Source organism: Massilia orientalis (assembly GCF_030411975.2).
Taxonomy (GTDB): domain Bacteria; phylum Pseudomonadota; class Gammaproteobacteria; order Burkholderiales; family Burkholderiaceae_D; genus Telluria; species Telluria orientalis.
This window is the reverse complement of the sequence record NZ_JASNRB020000003.1, coordinates 92,189-110,406: the sequence shown is the minus strand read 5'-3', so window position 1 is coordinate 110,406 and position 18,218 is coordinate 92,189. Positions and strand designations below refer to the sequence as shown.

The 18,218-nt window shown below is 66.3% G+C and carries 18 protein-coding genes; 10 read left to right on the top strand and 8 right to left on the bottom strand.

All coding sequences use genetic code 11. The features are described from left to right. Positions 1 to 32 precede the first annotated feature (32 nt). The gene (locus QPK29_RS04810; RefSeq protein WP_156403677.1) at positions 33 to 224 is read right to left on the bottom strand and encodes a hypothetical protein; all 192 of its coding nucleotides are present in this window, start codon (positions 222 to 224) and stop codon (positions 33 to 35) included. Here QPK29_RS04810 and QPK29_RS04805 point away from each other — a divergent pair. Next, positions 223 to 2,433 (top strand): hypothetical protein, encoded by a 2,211-nt coding sequence (locus QPK29_RS04805; RefSeq protein WP_371770362.1) that lies wholly within the window; start codon positions 223 to 225, stop codon positions 2,431 to 2,433. The two genes, QPK29_RS04810 and QPK29_RS04805, sit on opposite strands and share 2 nt — an antisense overlap. A gap of 85 nt (positions 2,434 to 2,518) precedes the next feature. Here the strand turns inward: QPK29_RS04805 and QPK29_RS04800 are convergent, their stop codons facing one another. Both QPK29_RS04800 and QPK29_RS04795 read right to left on the bottom strand, forming a co-directional pair. Then, complete coding sequence (locus QPK29_RS04800; RefSeq protein ID WP_229411967.1) at positions 2,519 to 3,472, bottom strand: sensor domain-containing diguanylate cyclase; 954 nt, start codon at positions 3,470 to 3,472, stop codon at positions 2,519 to 2,521. A gap of 134 nt (positions 3,473 to 3,606) precedes the next feature. Beyond that, positions 3,607 to 4,092, bottom strand: coding sequence for a hypothetical protein (locus tag QPK29_RS04795; RefSeq protein WP_160410373.1), 486 nt, complete (start codon positions 4,090 to 4,092; stop codon positions 3,607 to 3,609). A 169-nt stretch (positions 4,093 to 4,261) separates the two neighbouring features. Here QPK29_RS04795 and queE point away from each other — a divergent pair, with 169 nt between their 5' ends. The 8 genes from queE to nadC all read left to right on the top strand — a co-directional run bounded on the left by queE (position 4,262) and on the right by nadC (position 11,441). Then, a complete protein-coding gene (queE, locus tag QPK29_RS04790; RefSeq protein ID WP_371770363.1) occupies positions 4,262 to 4,897 on the top strand; it encodes a 7-carboxy-7-deazaguanine synthase in 636 nt (211 codons plus the stop codon). A gap of 6 nt (positions 4,898 to 4,903) precedes the next feature. Then, positions 4,904 to 5,350, top strand: a complete 447-nt coding sequence (queD, locus tag QPK29_RS04785; RefSeq protein ID WP_371770364.1) for a 6-carboxytetrahydropterin synthase QueD — start codon at positions 4,904 to 4,906, stop codon at positions 5,348 to 5,350. After that, positions 5,343 to 5,819, top strand: a complete 477-nt coding sequence (gene tadA / locus QPK29_RS04780) for a tRNA adenosine(34) deaminase TadA (RefSeq protein ID WP_160410371.1) — start codon at positions 5,343 to 5,345, stop codon at positions 5,817 to 5,819. Before queD ends, tadA begins: the two co-directional genes overlap by 8 nt. 86 nt (positions 5,820 to 5,905) lie before the next feature. Next, entirely contained in the window at positions 5,906 to 6,832 is a 927-nt protein-coding gene (locus QPK29_RS04775) for an alpha/beta fold hydrolase (protein ID WP_371770365.1), read from the top strand. Then, positions 6,829 to 7,746, top strand: a complete 918-nt coding sequence (gene ldcA, locus QPK29_RS04770; protein WP_371770366.1) for a muramoyltetrapeptide carboxypeptidase — start codon at positions 6,829 to 6,831, stop codon at positions 7,744 to 7,746. The genes QPK29_RS04775 and ldcA overlap by 4 nt, the downstream gene beginning before the upstream one ends. Before the next feature lie 64 nt (positions 7,747 to 7,810). Further along, positions 7,811 to 9,412, top strand: coding sequence for an ABC-F family ATPase (locus tag QPK29_RS04765; protein WP_082577083.1), 1,602 nt, complete (start codon positions 7,811 to 7,813; stop codon positions 9,410 to 9,412). A 14-nt stretch (positions 9,413 to 9,426) separates the two neighbouring features. Next, positions 9,427 to 10,569, top strand: a complete 1,143-nt coding sequence (gene nadA / locus QPK29_RS04760) for a quinolinate synthase NadA (RefSeq protein ID WP_371770367.1) — start codon at positions 9,427 to 9,429, stop codon at positions 10,567 to 10,569. After that, positions 10,566 to 11,441, top strand: a complete 876-nt coding sequence (gene nadC / locus QPK29_RS04755) for a carboxylating nicotinate-nucleotide diphosphorylase (RefSeq protein ID WP_371770368.1) — start codon at positions 10,566 to 10,568, stop codon at positions 11,439 to 11,441. The genes nadA and nadC overlap by 4 nt, the downstream gene beginning before the upstream one ends. A gap of 267 nt (positions 11,442 to 11,708) precedes the next feature. Here nadC and QPK29_RS04750 read toward each other — a convergent pair whose 3' ends face one another. The 5 genes from QPK29_RS04750 to QPK29_RS04730 all read right to left on the bottom strand — a co-directional run bounded on the left by QPK29_RS04750 (position 11,709) and on the right by QPK29_RS04730 (position 17,517). Beyond that, on the bottom strand, positions 11,709 to 12,740 hold the full coding sequence (locus QPK29_RS04750) for an alpha/beta fold hydrolase (RefSeq protein ID WP_371770369.1): 1,032 nt from the start codon (positions 12,738 to 12,740) through the stop codon (positions 11,709 to 11,711). Next, positions 12,737 to 13,639, bottom strand: coding sequence for an NAD-dependent protein deacetylase (locus QPK29_RS04745; RefSeq protein ID WP_371770370.1), 903 nt, complete (start codon positions 13,637 to 13,639; stop codon positions 12,737 to 12,739). Before QPK29_RS04745 ends, QPK29_RS04750 begins: the two co-directional genes overlap by 4 nt. Before the next feature lie 68 nt (positions 13,640 to 13,707). Continuing rightward, the gene (locus QPK29_RS04740; RefSeq protein WP_056132698.1) at positions 13,708 to 14,616 is read right to left on the bottom strand and encodes a DMT family transporter; all 909 of its coding nucleotides are present in this window, start codon (positions 14,614 to 14,616) and stop codon (positions 13,708 to 13,710) included. A gap of 9 nt (positions 14,617 to 14,625) precedes the next feature. Then, positions 14,626 to 16,299 carry an L-aspartate oxidase gene (nadB, locus tag QPK29_RS04735; RefSeq protein WP_267873873.1) on the bottom strand — a complete coding sequence of 558 codons (1,674 nt, stop codon included), beginning with the start codon at positions 16,297 to 16,299 and terminating at the stop codon, positions 14,626 to 14,628. 30 nt (positions 16,300 to 16,329) lie between these two features. Next, positions 16,330 to 17,517: a glycosyltransferase gene (locus QPK29_RS04730; protein WP_371770371.1), complete on the bottom strand. Its 1,188-nt coding sequence runs from the start codon at positions 17,515 to 17,517 to the stop codon at positions 16,330 to 16,332. Between the two features lie 161 nt (positions 17,518 to 17,678). On the opposite strand from QPK29_RS04730, the gene QPK29_RS04725 reads away from it, so the two are divergent. Further along, positions 17,679 to 18,176, top strand: coding sequence for a pyridoxamine 5'-phosphate oxidase family protein (locus QPK29_RS04725; RefSeq protein ID WP_371765662.1), 498 nt, complete (start codon positions 17,679 to 17,681; stop codon positions 18,174 to 18,176). The last annotated feature ends 42 nt before the right edge of the window (positions 18,177 to 18,218 follow it).

Genomic DNA, 18,218 nt, shown 5'->3' with positions numbered 1-18,218 from the left:
AGGGACAAAACGCGGGCCACACGGCCCGTTTTTCATGGATGCGATACGCATGGGTTGTAGCCGGTCAATGGTGCGCGCAACGCGGCCGCTTTGGAGTAGTCTCGACAAGGAACCGGCGTGAGGAGCTCCACGCGGAAAACGTCGTGCTCGGAGGCGAGCAGGTCGGCGTGGCGCGCTTCGCGGAAGCCGGTGTTTTCTACACCAATACAGCGGAGGAACATCATGCGACACACCCTGGTAGCAGTCTTCGACAACCGAAGCGACGCACAAAGCGCCCTGGACGAATTGCTGGCGTCGGGCTTCACGCGCACCGATGCGAGCCTCTCGAGCGCCGACCCCACCGGCCAGTCGAACAGCGTCACCGGCGACAACGAGTTGCTGGAGGGCGAACGCGAGGAGGGCTTCGGCGCCTCGATCAAGCATTTCTTCACGGGCCTGTTCGGATCCGACACGAACGAACACGCGATGAAGTATTCGTACGCCGTCACGCGCGGCCATCACGTCCTGACCCTGACCACGGACTCCGAGCCGGAAGTCGAACGGGCCGCCGACATCATCGAGCGCTTCGGCCCCGTCGACATCGACGAGCGCCACGACCAGTGGACGCGCGATCCGGGTAGCGCGGGCGTCCTCGGCGGCGCATCGTCCGGGATGCAGCGATCGGGCAGCCTGTCCGCGCAGTCGGGCAACGTCGGATCCGGCTCCGGCTCGTCCGGTTCGTACCAGGGCACGCCCCCGGGCACGGAACCGGGCTCGCTGCAATTCACGGGCCACGACGACCGCAACTTCTTCGCCACGCAGAACATCAACGACCCGGTCCCCAAAGGCCAGACCTACGAGGAGCCGCAGGGCGCCTCGGAGCAGTCGGGCGGATCGATGGACGGCGCCATCGGCGGCAACACGCTGAGCGGCACCCAGAGCTCCGCGCAGAACCCGGCCACCGGCTCGTCGCTGCAATCGGCGCAGGGCGGCTCGCTGAACCAGAGCGGCTCCACGCTGCAGGGCACCGCATCGATTCCCGGCTCGGACGACACGTCGCTGGGCGGCACGGCCCGCGTCGGCAGCTCCATGCAGCGCGATACGGGCGGGTCGGTCGCGCGCGGGAACGTGCGCGTGTTCTCGCATGACGGCGGCACGGGCGATACGTACGACGATACCTACCGTAACCATTGGAACGACAATTACTCGAGCCTGGGCGGCAGCTACGACGACTATGCACCCGCGTACCGCTACGGCAGCGACATGCGCCGCGACGCGACTTACCGCAACCGCGCGTGGGACGACGTCGAACCGGACCTGCGCACCGACTGGGAAGCGCGCCATCCGGGCGAGTCGACGTGGGAGAAATTCAAGGCGGCCGTCCGCCACGGCTGGGACAGGATCACCCCGGACCTGAACACGGACGACTGGTACCACTCGGACTGGCACGACAACTATTCGAGCCTGGGCGGCGGGTACGCCGACTACGAGCCGGCCTACCGCTACGGCACGGAAATGCGTTCGAGCGCCAGATACCGCGACCGCTCGTGGGACGAGGTGGAGTCGGACCTGCGCAGCGACTGGGAATCGCGTCATCCAGGCGAGTCCACGTGGGAGAGATTCAAGGCCGCCGTGCGCCGCGGCTGGGACAAGATCACCCCGGACATCGATAACGACAGCTATTACCGCAGCCACTGGAACGCGCGGTACTCGAACGCGGACGATTCCTATGACGACTACCTGCCGGCCTACCGCTACGGCAACGAAGCGCGCCGCCTGCAGAAATACCGCAGCCGCCACTGGGACGACGTGCAATCCGACCTGAAATCCGACTGGGACTCGCGCTACACGACGGGCGGGTCGACGTGGGAGAAGTTCAAGGACGCCGTGCGCCATGGCTGGGACAAGATCACCCCGGACATGGACGACGACTCGACCTACTACCATACGCACTACGAGTCGACCTACGCCGCCAGCGGCACGGACTTCAACGATGTCGCGCCGGCCTATCGCTACGGCAACGAGATGCGCAGCAGCGACATCTATCGCGACCGCGACTGGGACGATGTCGAGCACGACCTCAAGAAGGACTGGCACAGCAAGTACGGCACGGACAACGAACCGTCCGCGTGGGAACGCATCAAGGCGGCGGTCCGTCACGGCTGGGAACGGATGACGGGCGAGACGACGTCCACGGACGACGACAGCCACTACCGCACGCACTGGACGAACACGTACAAGCCGGGCGGCACGAGCTACGACGACCTGGCGCCGGCCTACCGTTACGGCGCCCAGATGCGCAATGACGTCCGCTATCGCAACCGGGACTGGTCGGACGTCGAGAACGACCTGCGGGCCGACTGGGATACGCGCTACGGCAAGGATGGCGCGTCGACCTGGGAGAAGATGAAGGCCGCGGTGCGGCACGGGTGGGATAGGGCAACCATCGGCTGACCGTCGTCCCCGCGGAGGCGGGGGCCCATGCCGAGTCGAACGAGATACTCGGCATGGATTCCCGCTTTCCCGGGAACGACGTGGCTCATGCCGGTTCGGTGAGGGGCAAACTGATCCGGTTCCGTCCCATATGCTTGGCCCGGTAGAGCGCCGCATCGGCAATGGCGACCAGTTCGCTGGCGCTGTTGTCGGGCGACGCGATCGCGGTGGCCGCGCCGATCGACACCGTCACGCGCTGCGCCGGCGCCAGGCGGTTGGGGACTTGCAGTTGTTCGACACGGGTGCGGATGCGTTCGGCGACGCTGGCCGCGCCCTTTAGTGACTGGTTCGGCAGGATCACGGCGAATTCCTCGCCGCCATAGCGCGCCACCAGATCGTTGGCGCGCATTTCGCTGGCGACGGCCGTGGCGATCCGTTTCAGGCATTCGTCGCCGCCCAGGTGGCCGTTCGCATCGTTATACGCCTTGAAATTGTCCACATCCACCATCAACAGCGACAGCGGCTGGCGCTGGCGCAGCGCGCGCGCCCATTCGGCGTGCAGCGTCTCGTCGAAGCAGCGGCGGTTGGCGAGACCCGTGAGGCCGTCGCGCGTGGCGAGTTGTTCAAGTGCGATCTGCGCCAGTTTTTCATCCGTCATGTCGCGCAATGTCTCCACGACGGCGGCCAGCCGGCCGCGTTCGTCGTAGATCGGGCTCGCGTCGGCGGCCAGGTAGCGCCGGCGGCCCACGCGCGGCATGTCGCACCAGCTTTCCGCGGACAGGTGCGGATCATCGGGCAGGCCGATGCGGGGCCGGTGCGCTTCGCCGGCCCGTTCTTCGATCAGGAGGTCGGCGAGGGTGGGGCGGCGCTCCTCGAAGAAACTGCGCCAGTGGTCGCGCGTACCGATGATGTCGCGCGCGGGCACGCCCGTCAGCCGCTCGCAGGCGCGGTTCCACAGCATCACGCGGGATGTCGTGTCGAGGACGAAAATGGGAATGGCCAGCGTCTCCATCAACTGGTGGGCGAACGCGCGATCGGCCGGCGCGCCCGAGGAATCCATGAGCCGCTGTATTGTTGTTGTGCTTGTCATGTACCGTCCTTCGGTTCTGATTAGCAATTACTTGCTGACGAGAACCGATTGTGCGCCACGGACAATGGCGTCCCCTTGATTTTTAGCAAGGGTGGACGGGGCTGTTACCCGGGCTCGTCGGCGTGGGCGACGATCGCCTGGGCGACCCGATCGACCCGCGTGCACAATAAATCGATGCGCGACGCGAGGAGCGGATCTTCCAGCGCGTACTGGCGCCGCACCTGCAGCAGCTCGGTCTGGATGGCCACCAGTTGCGCGAGAGGGTCGAGGTTGCCGCGGCGGCCGTCCGTCCCCCCGGTCAAGCGCCCTAGCAGCATGTCGGACTCGGCCAGCGCCTGGTCGGCCTGGCTGCGGGCCTTCTGTTCCCGGCACAGCGCCGCTTCCAGACGCGCGATCTGGTCCTCGTTGTGCATGCGCCGGAACAGCACGGCAAACAGCACGGACAACACGACGAGCACCAGCACACCCAGTTGCAGCCGCTCCGGCACCGCGAGCATGCGGACGTGTTCCGACATTCCGAACCACGCGGTGAGCAACAGCAGGGCCCCGAGCGTGACACGCAGCGACTGGAGCAGCAGGGTTTTCATCACGATCCCTCCGGCGAGGACTAGGACGACTCGATTAGGAACTTTCCGTATCCAAAGGTACGACTTTCCGAATGGCATGTTTTTGCTCGTCATCAATTTTGGCGCCGCTTCTGCGACCCAGTCCGGGCGCGGTATAATGGAAGGTTGACGCGAGCCTTACCGGACTTCTACTGTGACTTACAGCATCAAAGAAATCTTCTATACCCTGCAGGGCGAGGGCGCCCATGCGGGCCGCCCGGCCGTGTTCTGCCGCTTTTCCGGCTGTAACCTGTGGACGGGCCGCGAAGCGGACCGTTCCACGGCCGTCTGCCAGTTCTGCGATACGGATTTCGTCGGCACCGACGGCGAACGGGGCGGCAAATTCAAGGATGCCGCGGCCCTGGCCGCGCAAATCGACAGCCTGTGGCCGGAGACTTACCCGGCCAGCAAATACGTCGTCTTCACGGGCGGCGAGCCGCTGCTGCAGCTGGACACGGCCCTGATCGACGCGATGCACGCCGCCGGCTTCACGATCGCCATCGAGACGAACGGCACCTTGCCCGTGCCGCCGGGCGTGGACTGGATCTGCGTGAGCCCGAAGATGGGTTCGACACTGGTGGTCGCAAAGGGCAACGAACTCAAGGTCGTCATCCCGCAGGCGGGCCAGGACCTGGCCGCGTACGAACACCTGGATTTCGACAACTTCTTCGTGCAGCCGATGGACGGCCCGCTGGCCCAGTTCAACACGCAACTGGCCATCGACACGTGCCGCCGCAACCCGAAGTGGAAGCTCAGCCTCCAGACCCATAAACTCCTGAACATTCCCTGAGCACACATGCTGACCATTACCCGCAAGCTGGAATTCGACGCCGGCCACCGCATCCCCGACCATAAAAGCCAGTGCCGCAACCTGCACGGCCACCGCTACACGCTGGAAATCACGCTGACGGGTGCCGTCATCGACGTCGAAGGCAATTCCGACAACGGCATGATCATGGATTTCTCGGACATCAAGGCGCTCGCGAAAGAGCATCTCGTCGACGTCTGGGACCATGCTTTCCTCGTGTACGAGAAGGACGAGGCCGTGCGCGGCTTCCTGGCCAGCCTGCCGAACCATAAAACCGTCGTGATCGATCGCATCCCGACCGTGGAAAACCTCGCGCAGGTGGCCTGGAACATCCTGCAAGCGGCCTACACCGACCGCTACGGCACCGGCCTGCGCCTGCAGAAGCTCGTGCTGCACGAGACGCCGAACTGCTGGTCCGAAATCACGGATGCCTGAAGCAGACGACAATACATACATGGGCCTGGCCCTGCAGGAGGCCCGCAAGGCCTGGGCGGCGGGCGAGGTGCCCGTGGGCGCCGTCGTCGTGCGCGACGGCGAGATCATCGCCACCGGCTTCAACCAGCCGATCGGCCGCCACGACCCGACCGCGCACGCGGAAATCGTCGCCCTGCGCGCGGCCGCGGACAAGCTCGGCAACTACCGGCTGCCGGGCTGCGAGCTGTATGTGACGCTGGAACCTTGCGCGATGTGCTCGGGCGCGATGATGCACGCGCGCCTGGCGCGGGTCGTGTACGCCGCGCCGGACCCGAAGACAGGCGTGTGCGGCTCGATCCTCGACCTGTTCGCGCTGGAGCAACTGAATCACCACACGGACGTCGTCGGCGGCGTGCTGGCCGACGAAGCGAGCGCGATGCTCAAGGGATTCTTCGCCGAACGGCGCGCGGCCCGGCGCACGCAAGGCTGACGCCACCCGTTTGCCAAAAATGATATGCTGGTTCCAGGCCTTCGCTGCTTTCGGTAGCGGAGGATTTCACGACCCAGCTATCGACAATGCCTAGCCTGAACGCCAACGGGATCCGCATCGCCTTCGACACGGCGGGCGATCCGAAATCCGTACCCCTGCTGCTGGTTTCGGGCCTCGGCCTGCAATTGACGGCCTGGCCGGACGAATTCGTCGAAGGCCTCGTCGAACTGGGCTTTTACGTGATCCGTTTCGATAATCGCGACAGCGGCCTGTCCACCAAGTTCGAACACGCCGGCACGCCCAGCCTCGGGCTCGCCTGGCTGAAGTCGCTGCTGCGCATCCCGCTCAAGCCGCCGTACCGGCTGGAAGACATGGCCGACGATGCGATCGGCGTGCTGTCCGCGCTGGGCGTCGCCCGCGCCCACGTCGTCGGCATGTCGATGGGCGGCATGGTCGGACAGCTGATGGCGGCGAAGTACCCGTCGCGCGTGCTCAGTCTCACGTCGATCATGTCCAGCAGCGGCCGCCGCGGCCTGCCGGGCCCGACGCAAGCCGCGCGCCGCGCGCTGCTGCGCCGTCCGCTGGGAGCAGGCGACATCGACGCGGCGATCGACTACAACGTGCAACTGCTGCAAGCAATCGGCAGCCCGGCCTATCCGACGCCGGAAAAACACCTGCGCCGCCGCGTCGCCCGCGCGCTGCGCCGCAACTGCTGCCCGGGCGGCGTCGTGCGTCAGATGCTGGCCGTGACGGCCTGCGGCGACCGCACGCCGCAGCTGCAGACGATCGTCGCGCCGACGCTTGTGATCCACGGCGCGGCCGATCCGCTCGTGCCGCTCGCCTGCGGCGTCGACACGGCGCAGGCGATTCCCGGCGCCCGCCTCGAAGTCATCGAGGGCATGGGCCACGACCTGCCGTCCCAGCTGCTGGAGCGGCTCCTCGCCTTGATCGACGCCCATGCCCACGGTAAGATGGCGCCCGACTCGACACCAAGGCTCTTCGTCAAACAGTGACCATCCAAAAACCGGGCATTGCCCTGATCGCGCCGGGCAGCTACGCGCCCGAGCCGGAAGCGATCCCGCGCGGCATCGCGCGCCTCGAAGCCCAGGGCATCCTGGTCCATAATTACTACAAGCACGAGGAGCGCCACCAGCGCTTCGGGGCGACGGACGCGGAGCGCCTCGCCCAGCTGGAAGCGGCCGCCGCCGACCCGGACGTGCAGGTCGTCATGGCCATCCGCGGCGCCTACGGCATGACGCGCCTGCTGCCGCATATCGACTTCGAGCGCATGGCCGCCAGCGGCAAGATCTTCGTCGGCTATTCCGACGTCACGGCGTTCCACATGGCGTTGTACGCAAGGACGGGCGCGATCAGTTACGCGGGGCCCATGTTCACGGCCGACGTGGGCGCGGCCGAGCCGAACGCATTCACGCTGGACGATTTCTGGCATTGCCTGGCCGGCCCCACGCACACGATCTCCGGCCACGGCGCGGCCAACCCGCGCCTCGACGTGACGGGCACCGTCTGGGGCGGCAACCTGGCGATGATCATGTCGCTGATGGGCACGCCGTACTTCGCGCGCATCGACGGCGGCATCCTGTTCCTGGAGGATATTGCCGAGCATCCGTTCCGGGTGGAGCGCATGTTGCTGCAACTGATGCATGCGGGCGTGCTGGAGAGACAACGCGCCGTCGTGCTGGGCGATTTCTCCGGCTACCGGCTCGGCGCGAACGACAACGGCTACAACTTCGACGAAATGCTGGCCTATGTCCGCGCCACGTTGCCCGTGCCGGTGCTGACGGGGCTGGAATTCGGCCACATCGCGCGCCACGTGACGATCCCGTTCGGGGCGCAGGGGCATTTGCAGTGCGACGGCGGGCACTGGTCGCTGGCGCTGTCCAGTTACCCGACACTCAGGACCGCCTGACGCAACGGTCCCCTCACGGTGGTAAAATGTGCGGTTAATTGAATCACCACGCGAAGGTTTCCCAGTGCTCAGTACAGCCAACATCACGATGCAGTTCGGCGCCAAGCCGCTGTTCGAAAACATTTCCGTCAAGTTCGGCGACGGCAACCGTTACGGCCTCATCGGCGCGAACGGTTGCGGCAAGTCGACCTTCATGAAGATCCTCGGCGGCGACCTCGAGCCGTCCGCCGGCAACGTCAGCCTCGATCCGCACGAGCGCCTCGGCAAGCTCCGCCAGGACCAGTTCGCCTACGAAGACGTGCGCGTGCTCGACGTCGTCATGATGGGCCACACGGAATTGTGGGACGCGATCCGCGAACGCGACGCCATCTACGCGAATCCAGAAGCGACGGACGAAGACTACATGAAAGCGGCCGAGCTCGAAGGCAAGGTCGCCGAGTACGACGGCTACTCGGCCGAAGCGCGCGCCGGCGAACTGCTGCTGGGCCTGGGCATCGCCACCGACCTGCACCAGGGTCCGATGAGCTCGGTCGCGCCGGGCTGGAAGCTGCGCGTGCTGCTGGCGCAGGCCCTGTTCTCGGATCCGGACATCCTGCTGCTCGACGAGCCGACCAACAACCTGGACATCCATACGATCAGCTGGCTGGCCGACATGCTGAACCAGCGGAACTCGACGATGATCATCATCTCGCACGACCGCCACTTCCTGAACTCGGTCTGCACGCACGTCGCCGACATGGACTACGGCACGCTGAAGGTCTACCCGGGCAACTACGACGACTACATGGAAGCGTCGACGCAGGCCCGCAACCAGCAGCTGGCCAACAACGCGAAGGCGAAAGAGAAGGTCGCCGAGCTGCAGGACTTCGTGCGCCGCTTCTCCGCGAACAAGTCCAAGGCCCGCCAGGCCACGTCGCGCGCCAAGATGATCGACAAGATCAAGATCGAGGAGTTCAAGCCGTCGTCGCGCGCCTATCCGTTCGTCCGCTTCGAAGGCGAGAAGAAACTGCACCGCCTGGCCGTCGAGACGGAAGGCCTGTCGAAATCGTACGACCGCCAGCTGTTCAAGAATTTCTCGATCATGGTCGAAGCCGGCGAACGCATCGCCATCATCGGTGCCAACGGTGCCGGTAAGACGACCTTGCTGCGTTGCATCGGCAGCGGCCCGATCACGGGCCTCGATGCCGACACCGGCCGCGTGAAGTGGGCCGAGAATGCGAATCCGGGCTACATGCCGCAGGACCCGACCGAAGAGTTCGCCACGGACCTGAACCTGACCGACTGGATGGGCAAGTGGACGAAGGAAGGCGACGACGACCAGGCCGTGCGCTCGATCCTGGGCCGCCTGCTGTTCGGCGGCGACGAGGTCAAGAAGTCCGTGCGCGTGCTGTCCGGTGGCGAGAAGGGCCGCATGATGTACGGCAAACTGATGCTGGGCCGCCACAACGTCCTGCTGCTCGACGAACCGACCAACCACATGGACATGGAATCGATCGAGTCGCTGAACATCGCGCTGGATAAATACGCAGGCACCCTCATCTTCGTATCGCACGACCGCGAGTTCGTGTCGTCGCTGGCGACCCGTATCCTGGAAATCAAGGAAGACCGCATCATCGACTTCCAGGGCAATTACGAAGATTACCTGAAGAGCCAGGGTCTCGACTGATTGGAGCTTGCCCCATGAATACCATTGCCCCCGTTAAAGTATTCGAATACGACCGGCCAGTCGGCGGCGTGTGTTCCACTGCCGAGGCCTGGGCCCGCACGCCGTCGCCGCTCGAAGTCGATGAAAAGACCGCGCTGAAGGATCGCATCCGCCGCCTGTTGAAGGAGCGCGAAGCCGTCCTCGTCGCGCACTACTACGTCGATGCAGACCTGCAAGACCTCGCCGAGGAAACGGGCGGGTGCGTGTCCGATTCCCTGGAAATGGCGCGCTTCGGCCGCGATCATCCGGCCAAGACGCTCGTCGTGGCCGGCGTGCGCTTCATGGGCGAGACGGCGAAGATCCTGAGCCCGGAAAAGACGATCCTGATGCCGGACCTGGACGCAACCTGCTCGCTGGACCTGGGCTGCCCGGCCGACGAATTCGCCGCGTTCTGCGACAAGCATCCGGACCGCACGGTCGTCGTCTACGCCAACACGTCCGCCGCCGTCAAGGCGCGCGCGGACTGGATGGTGACGTCGTCGATCGGCCTGGACATCGTCAAGTACCTGCACGAGCAGGGCAAGAAGATACTGTGGGCGCCGGACCGCCACCTGGGCTCGTACATCCAGAAGCAGACGGGCGCCGACATGCTGCTGTGGCAGGGTTCCTGCCTCGTGCACGACGAGTTCAAGGGCATCGAACTGGACCTGCTGCGCGCGGAATACCCGCACGCGAAGGTGCTCGTGCACCCGGAATCGCCGGCCAACGTCGTCGCCCAGGCGGATGTCGTCGGCTCGACCACCCAGCTGATCAACGCGGCGCGGACGATGGACGCGACGCACTTCATCGTCGCCACCGACAACGGCATCCTGCACAAGATGCGCATGGCCGCACCGGGCAAGACCCTGATCGAAGCCCCGACGGCCGGCAACAGCGCCACCTGCAAGAGCTGCGCGCACTGCCCGTGGATGGCGATGAACGGCCTGCAGAACCTGGCCGACGTGCTGCAAACCTCCGACAGTAAAAACGAAATCTTCGTCGATCCGGAAATCGGCAAGCAGGCCAAGCGCGCCATCGACCGCATGCTCGACTTCGCCGCCGCCAAGAAGGCGAAGGCACTGCCGACCGGCGCGCTGGAGCAGGAAGCCAATCTCTTCAAAGGAATCGGTCCCGCATGAGCAATCTCCGCAACCCTTACGCTGACGAAGGCCAGTTCGACGACAAGTTGCAGGCCGCATTCGAGCAGAACCTGCTGGCCGCGCTGCTGGAAGACGTCGGCAGTGGCGACCTGACCGGCAAGCTCGTGCCGGAAGCGCCCCGCGCGAAGGCGCGTGTGATCGTGCGCGAGCAGGCCGTCCTGTGCGGCGCCCCGTGGTTCGAAGGCGTCATGCTGGCCGTCGACCAGGACATCGAGATCGACTGGAAATATGCCGAGGGCGACGTGATGGCCGCTGACAGCGTGGTCTGCACGATCGAAGGCTCGCCGCGCTCGCTGCTGACGGCGGAGCGTTCGGCGCTGAACTTCCTGCAACTGCTGTCCGGCGTCGCGTCGGCCACGCGCACCTACGTGGACGTCATCGCCGGCACGAAGGCCAAGATCCTCGATACGCGCAAGACATTGCCGGGCCTGCGCCAGGCGCAGAAATACGCGGTGCGCGTCGGCGGCGGCGCGAACCAGCGCATGGCGCTGTACGACGGCATCCTGATCAAGGAAAACCACATCGCGGCCGCGGGTGGCATCACGCCCGCGCTGCAGGCGGCGACGGCGCTGAACACGGGCGTGTCGATCCAGGTCGAGGTGGAGTCGATCGCCGAGCTGGAAGAAGCGCTTGCGGCTGGCGCAACGTCGGTGCTGCTGGATAATTTTGACTTGGACATGATGCGAGAAGGCGTGCGCATCAACGAGAGACGGGCGTTGCTGGAGGCGTCCGGCGGCATCAACATGCAGACGGTGCGGGCGATTGCCGAGACTGGTGTCGACCGGATTTCGATCGGCAGCCTGACCAAGGACATCAAGGCGACGGACTACTCGCTGCGCATTATTGGCTGAGCCCCAAATCCGTCGTTCCCGCGGAGGCGGGAACCTGATTTTTTGTGACTGGCCACGCGAACTTGGGCTCCCGCCTGCGCGGGAGCGACGGTGTTTTTACGTTCCGCTCTTCGTTCTACGTCCCGCACTCGCTGGCCATCGCCTGTTAGGTGAAAGTCCCAAAACGTCGTTCCTGCAGAGGCGGGAACCTGATTTTTGTAACTGATCACGCAAGCTTGGGCTCCCGCCTGCGCGGGAGCGACGGTGTTTTACGTTCCGCTCTTCGTTCTACGTCCCGCTCTCGCTGGCCCTCGCCAGCGCCTCCGCCTGCGGATTCCTCCGGTACACCGACTCCCCAACGCGCCCCGCGATCTCGTCGACCGCAGCGAGCACCTTGTCCGGATGGGCATAATGCGTCATGTGCCCGACGCCGGGCTGCAGCCGCAGCTCGCTCTCCGGCAGGCGCTCGTCCAGCCGCTCCGAGTTGTGGCCGAAATCGACGATCTTGTCCTTGGTGCCGGCCATCACCACCACGGGCACCTTCAGCTCCGGATAACGCTTCGCCAGCGCCACGGCCGACGGCACCATCAGCGCCGTCTCCGCCGCGCTGGCGCGCAGCTGGCTCGGACGCAGCAGCATCCACACGGGCAGTTCGCGGAAACGGGCGTCGACCGGCTGCGGCGAAAACACCCGCTTCGTCAGCGGACGCCACAGCATGCGCGTGACGAGCGGCGAGATCGTGTACCGCATCAAATCGCCCACGACCGGAATCGCAGGACCGGACAGCAGCGGCACGTCGGCGCGCAGGCTCGGGTAGTAATAGCCCGACAGCAGCACGAGACCGCGTACGAAGTCCGGCACGTCCAGCGCCATCGACAGCGCGACGAGCGTGCCCCACGAGTGGCCCAGCACGATGGCCGAATCGACGCCGATCTCCTGCAGCGCGTGATGCAGCAGCCGTGCCTGGGCCTGCGGCGTCCACACCTTGCTGCGCGGCCGCTCGCTATAGCCGAAGCCGGGGCGGTCGAACGCGATCACGCGGTAGTGCTCGGCCGCCTTGTCCATCAGGCCGCTGGTCCGGAAATCGCTGGCCAGCACGCCGTTCCCGTGCAGCAGGACCAGCACGGGGCCGCTGCCCCGTTCCACATAATGCAGGCGCACGCCGTCGGCCTTGACGAAGCGGCCCTGCGGCGGGTTCTCCGCCTCCGCCTGCTTCGTCTTGGCGCGCACATAGAAATAGGAGGCCGCGAGGCCGAGACCGGCCAGCAACGCGCCGGCCTGCCAGGGTTTGACACCAGTGCTGCTTAACGTTTTCGTCACAGTATTCCCCCGTCGAGTGGTATGGATGGCGTGTCTCGCTCCGTCTGCTCCGAACCTTTGATGAGCATATCCAGCGCGAGCGGGAGCACCCGCTCGGCCGATTCTTCGATCTTGATGTCGAGGAGGTCGTCCGCGCGCGTGCGGCCGAGGTTGATGGCGGCGATCGGCTTGCCGGCGGCCCGCGCCATGCGGCAGAACCGGAAGCCGGAATAGACCATCAGCGATGATCCGACCACCAGCAGCGCGTCCGCCCGTTCCATCTGTTCCAGTGCGATGGCCGTGCGCGCCGGCGGGACGTTATCGCCGAAGAAGACCACGTTCGGCATCAAGGTCCCGCCGCAGCACGTGCAATACGGGAGGCGGAAGCCGGCCAGTTCCGTCGGTTCAACGGAGGCATCACCGTCCGGCAGCGGCGTCGCATTCGCACCCGCCATGTGCGGATTGAAATCTTCCAGCTGCCCCTGCACGAAGGCGCGCGGGAAGATCGCCGAGCATTCGAGGCACACGACCGTATGGATATTGCCGTGTAGCTCAAGCACGCCATGGCTGCCGGCCTGGCCGTGCAGGCCGTCCACGTTCTGCGTCAGCACCGACCCGATGTGCCCGATCCGTTCCAGGCCGGCGAGGGCGGCATGGCCGCGATTCGGCCGCGCCTGTGCAAGCACGGGCCAGCCGATCATGCTGCGCGCCCAATAGCGCCGCTGCACGGCCTCGGATTTGCGGAAATCCGGCCCGTGGATCGGGGGTTTGCCGCGGCGGGTGCCGTCGCGGTCGCGGTAGTCGGGAATGCCGGATGCCGTCGACAGCCCCGCGCCCGTCAGTACGAGCGCGCGCGGGTGGCGGTCGAGGAATGCGGCGATCCGCGCCGCGTGGTCGTGGACGGTGAATGCTTCAGCCATCTTGATGTGCTCCTTCCGCTGGGATCGTAACATCTCCGATGCCCGCACAGAAACACGTTACGGCTGCTTCAACGTTTGGCGGACACGACGATCCCGCCCACGATCAGCAGGAACGCCAGCACGTGGTAGGCATGGGGCAGCTCGCCCAGGAAGGCGGACGACAGCAGCGCCGTGAACAGCGGCGTCAGGTTGACGAAGAAGGCGCCGATGCCGGGCCCGGCGCGGCGGATGCCCGCGCCCCACATGGCGAACGCGAGCACGGCCGGGCACACGGCAACGAACAGCAACGCCGCCACGACAGGCCAGCTCCAGGCGATGGCCGCCGCACCGAGCGACCACTCGACGCCGGCAAAACCGGCCGACCACAGCAGCCCGAACGCCACCTGCGCAGCGAGGAACGCGGCCCAGTCGGCGCGCAACGCGGGCTCGTCCTGCGGCTGCAGCAGCATCCAGCTGTAGAAAGACCACGCGATCGTCGCGAGGATCATGTAGAGGTCGCCCGCGACGAGGCGCAGCGCGAGCAGCTGGTCGACGTCGCCGCGGCACAGCACGACGAGCACGCCGACGATCGACAGCAACGCGCCGATCACCTGGCGCGTCCGTACGGCCACGCCATAGAACAGCCGCCCGACGAGCATCATCCACACGGGCATGCCCGAGGCGACGAGGGTCACGTTGATGGGCGTGGAGCTTTGCAGCGCAAGATACTGCAGGGAGTTGTACATGCCGATGCCCAGCAGCCCCAGCAGCGCATAGCGGTGCCAACGGGTGCGAATGGCGTCCAGTACGCCGGCCTGGCGCAACGTCGCCCACCCGAGCGGCAGCAGGACGGCCAGCGCGATCGTCCAGCGCAGCAGATTCAGCGTCATCGGCGGGACGGCCGCGCGGACGAGCCGTCCCACGATGGCGTTACCCGCCCACAGCAGGGGCGGGACGGTCAACAGCAGGACGGTCGACGGCGTAAGCTTCTGATTCATCTACCCGAATTAGCGGCGGCGCGGCGTCAGCACGCTGGGCAACGCCTTCGGCAGCGTATCCGGATAGTCGCGCGAGAAATGCAGGCCCCGGCTTTCGTGACGCGACAGCGCGCTGCGCACGATCAGGTGCGCCACCTCGACGAGATTGCGCAGCTCCAGCAGGTCGTTGGTGACGCGGAAGTTGCGGTAGTACTCGTCGATCTCTTCCTTCAGCAGCTTGATGCGGTGCTGCGCGCGTTCCAGGCGCTTGGTCGTGCGCACGATGCCGACGTAGTTCCACATGAAGCGGCGCAGCTCGTCCCAGTTGTGGGCGATGACCACTTCCTCGTCCGCATTGGTGACGCGGCTCTCGTCCCACGCGGGCAGCGCGGGCAGGTCGACGGCTGGCGCCGCGGCGATCTGGTGCGCGCATGCGCGGCCGACGACGAGGCATTCCAGCAGCGAATTGCTGGCCAGGCGGTTGGCGCCGTGCAGGCCCGTGTACGCGGTCTCGCCGACGGCGTACAGGCCAGGGATGTCGGTGCGGCCGGCCAGGTCAGTGACGACGCCGCCGCACGTGAAGTGCACGGCCGGCACGACGGGAATCGGTTCCTTCGTGATGTCGATGCCCAGCTCCAGGCAACGCGCGTAAATGGTCGGGAAGTGTTCCTTGATGAATTCCGGGCTCTTGTGCGTGATGTCCAGGTGCACGTAGTCGATACCGCGCTTCTTCATCTCGAAGTCGATGGCGCGTGCGACGACGTCGCGCGGCGCCAGCTCGCCCCGGTCGTCATGCGCGGGCATGAAGCGCGTCCCGGCGGCGGGTCCCGCCTCGGGCGGCAATTTCAGCAGACCGCCTTCGCCGCGCACGGCTTCGGTGATCAGGAACGATTTCGCGAACGGGTGGTACAGGCAGGTCGGGTGGAACTGGATGAACTCCATGTTCGACACGCGGCAGCCGGCGCGCCAGGCCATCGCGATGCCGTCGCCCGTCGCCGTATCGGGGTTCGTCGTGTACAGGTAGACCTTGCCGGCGCCGCCGGTGGCGAGCACGGTGTGCTCCGCCTCGAACGTCTGCACCCTGCCGCTTTTTTCGTCCTGCACGTACAGGCCATGGCAGCGCGGCTGGCCGACGAGGGCCGGCCCGGTATGCACGCCGTCCGGCTGCAGCTTGTCGGACGTGATCACGTCGATCGCGCAGTGATGTTCGAACAGGGTGATGTTCGGGTGTGCGCGCACTTTCTGTTCCAGCGTCACCTGCACGGCATGGCCCGTGGCGTCCGCCGCGTGGATGATGCGGCGCTGGCTGTGGCCGCCTTCGCGGGTCAGATGGAAACCGAGTTCCGCGGTCTCGTCGCGGGTGAACGGCACGCCTTGCTCGATCAGCCATTCGATCGCCTCGCGCCCGTGCTCGACGATGTAGCGGGTGGCCGCTTCGTCGCACAGGCCGGCGCCGGCGACCAGGGTGTCGGCGATATGCTGGTCGTGGCTGTCGCCCGAGTCCAGCACGGCGGCGATCCCGCCCTGCGCCCAGTTGCTGGCACCGTCGAGGAGCTCGCGCTTGGAGATGATGGCGACCTTGCGGGTTTGCGCCAGATGAAGGGCAACCGACAGGCCGGCGAGGCCGCTGCCGACGATGGCTACGTCAAATTTCATCGCACTCTCTTGGTTTTGCTTTTGTAAAGAGGCATCACTATAGACGATTTGGCGCGGGTATGTGGAAGATGGCGCTGTTCAGCATCCCCCGCGGACGCTCCCCGGCGCCTCGCCGCCCGTGAGGGCATCGTAGACGGCGAGGACATCGCGGGCCATCGCCGGCATGCTGTGGCGCGCGATCACCTGGCTGCGCGCGCGGGCGCCGTGGCGGGCCGCCATGTCTGGGATCCTGCAATAATCGGCGATCGCCGCCGCCAGCAATTCCGTCGACATCGGTGGCACGAGGATGCCCGTAAAGCCCGGGTGGACGAGCTCCGTATTGCCGCCGACGGCCGCCGCGACGACCGGCAACCCGGTCGCCATCGCCTGCAGGATCGCGCTCGACCGGTCCTCCGCGCGCGCCGGCAGCACGAACAGGTCCATCGCCCGCAGCAGCTGCGGCACGTCGGCGCGGGCGCCCGGCAGCCATGCGCGCGCCGCCGCGCCGGCCCGGTGCAGCAGCGCCTGGCATTCGGCGCGCTCGGGCCCGTCGCCGACGAGCAGCAGCCGCAGCCGCTGGTGCGCCGGATGCGGCGACGCGATCAGGCGCAGGAACGCCTCGACGAGGGTCGTGTGGTTGCCGGCGGCATCCATGCGGCCGACACTCCCGACGACGAACGCCGCGTCGTGCATGAAACCGGGCGGGCCGACGGCGGCGGACGGCCCCAGCCGCGGATGGAATTGCACGCTGTCGACGCCGCTCGCGATCTGCGACACGCGCGCCGGTTCCGCGCCCATGGATTCGACGAGCCATTCCTCGAGGTCGCCGCTGGCCGCGATGTAATGGTCGACGAGCGGGCACAGCAGCCGGCGCAGCAGGCGCTTGCCGACGCCTCCTCGCGCGTCCGCCGCGCGGCGTCCGTCCTCCGCATGCACGCGCAGCTTGACCCCGGCCAGCGCCGCGACCACCTGGGCGGGCAGCCCGGCGCCGTCGCGGGTGTGGATGAGGTCGGGCCGCAGCGCGCGCAACACGCCGAACATGCGCACGTAGTGCAGGGGATCGGAGCCCGACCGCTTGTGCAGGTTGACGACCTCGACGCCGTGCTCGCGGACGTCGCCCTGGTGGCCGAATCGGTCGTGCATGCAGACGATGGCGTGGCGATAGCGCTCGGGCGGCAGGTGGCGGATCAGGTTCAGCAGGCTGGTCTCGGTGAGGGCGGCATCGAGCGCGTCGACCACGTGGACGACGAGACGCGGCCGCTCGTCCGGCTCGAACAGGGAACCCATGCATCACCCGAAAATGAGACGAGATAGCAGATTATATTGCGCTGCAACGTGGCATTTTTTCTGCTTGCGAGCACTGTTGACCGGCCTCAAAGGTTCGCCGCCGCACCGAACCACAGGTGGGCGCGCGCTACGATGGGGCTCCATCCGAACGAGGAACGACCATGAGCACACACGACAGCAAAGACATCGCCGACCTGAAAGCGCGGATCAAGGAAGTCCGCTTTCCCATGTTCACGTGGCAGGACGAACACGGCCACCTGCTGAGCCAGCCGATGACGCAGGAAGAGGTCGACGACGCCGGCGGCGTCTGGTTCTTCACGTCCACGCAGACCGCGCTGTGGGACTGCATCGCGCACCGGCCGCAAGTGAACCTGTCGTTCGCGAAGCCGGAAGACAGCCTGTTCGTGTCGGTCAGCGGCCTGGCCGAACGCGTCGTCGACCGCGAACGCATCCGCGCGATGTGGAACGCGGGCGTGCAGGCGTGGTTCCCGGCCGGCCCGGACGACGAGCACGCCGTGCTGATCCGCGTCGAGCCGCACTCCGCCGAGTATTGGGATTCGAACGACAGCAAGATGGTGCGCCTGTTCGCCATCGCAAAAGCCGCCGTGACGGGAACGCGACCGGACATGGATGCCGAACACCGCACAATGAAGCTATAACATTCCTCTCTTGCAATAGTCGAAGAGGCTGGCGTACAGTAC